Consider the following 2859-nt stretch of genomic DNA (forward strand, 5'->3'; position numbering starts at 1 on the left):
GTCAATATATCTGGTGACTGAACCACCGCATTCGCGAGCAAGCCCGCTCCCACATTTTGATCCGGTTTCACTTTGAATCCTTCGTAAATCCATCCATGCAAACCGCACCCATGACCGGCAAAACCCAATCCTCATCCAAAATCGCCCGCGTCCTGTTCGGCCTGCTGGCCTACGTCAGCCTGGGCATCGGCTTGATTGCGATTGTGGTACCGGGCTTGCCCACCACCGAGTTCATCCTGCTGGCCGCCTGGGCCGCCACCAAAAGCTCGCCGCGCCTGAGTGCCTGGCTGGAAAACCACCGGCTGTTCGGGCCGATCCTGTTCAATTGGCGCAATGGCAGGATCATCGCCCGCCGGGCCAAAGTCAGCGCCACCGTGAGCATGCTGCTGTGCGCCGGCCTGATGCTGGTGATGCTCGACCACGGCTGGCCGATCTACCTGGCCATCGCCGGAATGAGCATGGGCAACCTGTGGATCTGGTCGCGACCGGAACGTCTCCCGCAACCCACCTGACACCCTGACTACCGCTCATCGGCTCCCGCTCATGAACTGCCGGCCCAAGCCGATGTTCCGGGCATAGCGCCGAATGGACTCGCGTGAGCTTGCATACTAATAAGTCCATTCGCGGGTACTTCTATGTTCGACACCCTCTCCATTCGCTTGAAAATCGTGCTGTTGTCCGGTCTGTGCCTGCTGGGGGTGATCGCCCTGGTGGTCGGCATGAACCTGTACCAGACCAACCAGAACGACGAACTCATCAGCGATTCAAGCTCGCGAATGCTCACCGACAGTGTGCAGAACCTGCTGCAGGCCAAGGCCGCCGAGCAAGCGGTGCAACTGCAAAAAACCTTCGGTGAAAGCCTGTTGGTGGTGACGGCCCTGGCCGACCAGATCAAGGACCTGCGCACTCTGGCCGGCAAGCGCTCGTTGGATGCCGGGGCCCTGCGTGAAGAACTCAACCACAGCCTGAAAACCGCCTTCGACCGCAACACCAAGGTGCTCGGCATCTGGCTGTCGTTCGAGCCCAACGCCCTCGATGGCAAAGACAGTGAATTCGTCAATGATGCCGCCCGTGTGTCCAACGAAAAAGGCCGCTTTTCCAGCTACTGGAGCCGCGCCGGCGGTGAAGGCCTGAACACCGTGATGGTCGAGGATGACCTGACCAAGACCACCCTCAACCTCAGCGGCACGCCCTACAACATCTGGTACACCTGCCCACGAGACACAAAAAACACCTGCCTGCTGGACCCGTATGAAGACACCGTGGCCGGCAAGCCGGTGTTGATGACCACCATTTCCCTGCCGCTGCTGGTCGACGGCAAAGTGATCGGCGTGGTCGGTGTGGACCTCGCCCTCAATGCCCTGCAAGCGGCGACCGATGCGGCGCAAAAAGAACTGTTCAACGGCGCCGGAATTCTCGAAATACTGTCCGGTAACGGCTTGATCGCCGGCTACAGCGGCGAGCCGGCCAAAGTCGGCAAAAACCTGGTGGACACCCTCGGTGCGGAAGGCAAAGAGATCGTGCAACTGCTGGCCAGCGATACCCGCAAGATCCGCGAGGAAGACGGCACGATTCGCGCCGTGTACCCGGTCAAACCGATTGCCGACGCCAAATCCTGGGGCGTGGTGATCAAACTGCCCAAACAAGTGCTGCTGGCAGACTCGCTCAAACTCCAGGCGGTGCTCGACAAGGCCCAGGCCAGTGGCACCGTCAAGGCGTTGCTGGTAGGCGCAGCCGCCGGGCTGCTGGGCCTGTTGCTGATCTGGCTGACCGCCACCGGCGTGACCCGGCCGATCAACAGCGTGGCCGCCATGCTCAAGGAAATCGCCAGCGGCGACGGCGACCTCACCCAGCGCCTGGCCTACGGTAAAAAAGATGAACTGGGGGAACTGGTGAACTGGTTCAACCGCTTCCTCGACAAGCTGCAGCCGACCATCGCGCAGATCAAGCAAAGCATCACCGAAGCCCGTGGCACCGCCGACCAGTCCTCGGCAATCGCGCGCCAGACCAGCGAAGGCATGCAGGTGCAGTTCCGTGAGATCGACCAGGTGGCCACCGCCTCGAATGAAATGAGCGCCACCGCCCACGACGTGGCCAACAGCGCCTCCAACGCCGCCAGCGCGGCCCGCGGCGCCGACCAGTCAGCCCGCGAAGGCATGCAGATCATTGAACGCAGCACCCGCGACATCACCACCCTGGCCGAAGAAGTCAGCAAGGCCGTGACCGAAGTCGAAGCCCTGGCGGTGAACAGCGAGCAGATCGGCTCGGTACTGGAAGTGATCCGCAGCATCGCCGAACAGACCAACCTGCTGGCCCTGAACGCTGCGATTGAAGCGGCGCGAGCCGGGGAAAGCGGGCGCGGTTTTGCGGTGGTGGCCGACGAGGTGCGCAACCTGGCCAAGCGCACCCAGGATTCAGTGGAGGAGATTCGCCTGGTGATCGAACGCATCCAGACTGGCACCCGTGGAGTGGTGGCGACCATGCATTCGAGCCAGACCCAGGCGCAGAACAACGCCGGGCAGATTCATCAGGCGGTGCAGGCCCTGGGCAAGATCAGCGATGCGGTAACGGTGATCAGCGACATGAACCTGCAAATCGCCAGCGCCGCCGAGCAGCAAAGTGCGGTGGCCGAGGAGGTCAACCGCAACGTCTCGGCGATCCGCACGGTGACCGAAACCCTGACCGGCCAGGCCACCGAATCGGCGGCCATCAGCAGCCAGCTCAACGCCCTGGCCAGCCAGCAGATGAAGCTGATGGATCAGTTTCGGGTTTGACCCGAGCTTGAAGCCAGTAAGCACCAAATGTGGGAGCGGGCTTGCCCGCGAATGCGGTGGATCAGTCGGTACATGTATTGACTGA

General features: G+C 61.9%; 2 protein-coding genes and 1 pseudogene. All 3 read left to right on the plus strand.

Features of this window, described 5'->3' with window-relative positions; translation table 11 throughout:
* Window positions 1-110 precede the first annotated feature (110 nt).
* The 3 genes and pseudogenes from ACW9I6_RS31860 to ACW9I6_RS31870 all read left to right on the plus strand — a co-directional run bounded on the left by ACW9I6_RS31860 (window position 111) and on the right by ACW9I6_RS31870 (window position 2774).
* A complete protein-coding gene (locus ACW9I6_RS31860) occupies window positions 111-512 on the plus strand; it encodes a YbaN family protein (protein ID WP_003214107.1) in 402 nt (133 codons plus the stop codon).
* A 264-nt stretch (window positions 513-776) separates the two neighbouring features.
* Window positions 777-1916 (plus strand): annotated as a pseudogene (locus ACW9I6_RS31865) (PDC sensor domain-containing protein); the annotation flags it as partial.
* 102 nt (window positions 1917-2018) lie between these two features.
* Complete coding sequence (locus ACW9I6_RS31870; RefSeq protein WP_371103562.1) at window positions 2019-2774, plus strand: methyl-accepting chemotaxis protein; 756 nt, start codon at window positions 2019-2021, stop codon at window positions 2772-2774.
* The last annotated feature ends 85 nt before the right edge of the window (window positions 2775-2859 follow it).

The sequence above is a fragment of the Pseudomonas sp. SDO5522_S412 genome (assembly GCF_054071215.1).